This window comes from Cereibacter sediminicola (genome assembly GCF_007668225.1).
GTDB lineage: Bacteria > Pseudomonadota > Alphaproteobacteria > Rhodobacterales > Rhodobacteraceae > Cereibacter_A > Cereibacter_A azotoformans.
In genome coordinates, this window is sequence record NZ_VDEK01000112.1 from 1 (window position 1) to 937 (window position 937).

1 pseudogene is annotated in these 937 nt (G+C 67.9%); it reads left to right on the forward strand.

From position 1 onward, the window contains the following. Nucleotides 1-922 (forward strand): annotated as a pseudogene (locus FG154_RS20570) (transposase); the annotation flags it as partial. Nucleotides 923-937: the final 15 nt, after the last annotated feature.

Sequence of the window (937 nt, forward strand, 5' to 3'; positions counted from 1 at the left end):
CCGACCTTCTGCAATCCGGCCTCAGGCTGGGAGAAGGGCCAGGTCGAGAAGGGAGTGCAGGACGCCCGGCCGCGACTGTGGCAGCTGATGCCGTCCTTCCCCGACCTCGACGCCCTGAACGCCTGGCTGGAGGAGCGTTGCATCGCGCTGTGGCAGGAGACCGAGCACGGCAGCCTGCCCGGCACCATCGCGGACGTCTTCGCTGCAGAGCAGGCAGCGCTCATGCCGCTGCCACCTGCCTTCGACGGCTTCGTCGAGATGCCCAAGCGGGTGTCGCCCACCTGCCTGATCACCTTCGAGCGCAATCGCTACAGTGTTCCGTGCTCCGGGCTTACGCGGCGCCACTGGCGCCACGGTCCCTTCGCACCTTTCGCGAACCGGCCCGTCAGCCTGCACATCTATCCCGAGCGGCTGGTGGTGGTCGCCGAGGGGCAGGTCCTGTGCGAGCACCAGCGCCTCATACTGCGCTCTCACCACGTGCCGACGCGTACGATCTACGACTGGCGGCACTATCTCGCGGTCATCCAGCGCAAGCCCGGCGCGCTGCGCAGTGAGCCATGGTGCCGCCACTGGTCCGAGGCCCATGGCGAACGCCCCCTTCGCCGAGCTGCCTGCCGGCTTCAGGCAGTTGCAGGCCCTGATGCTGCGGCGTGTCGGCGGTGACCGGGAGATGGTCGACATCCTCGCCCTGGTGCTGCATCACGACGAGCAGGCGGTGCTGACAGCGGTGGAACTGGCGCTGGCCGAGGGCGTGGCGACCAAGACCCATGTGCTGAACATCCTCCACCGCCTGGTGGACGGCAAGACTGCCACCGGGCCGGACATCGACACGCCAGAGGCACTGGCCCTGCGCCGTGAACCGAGGGCCGATGTCGGCCGCTATGTGTTTCGGCGTGCAATTTTGACCCCCCAGGCGGGGTGATCGGCGTCCAATTTT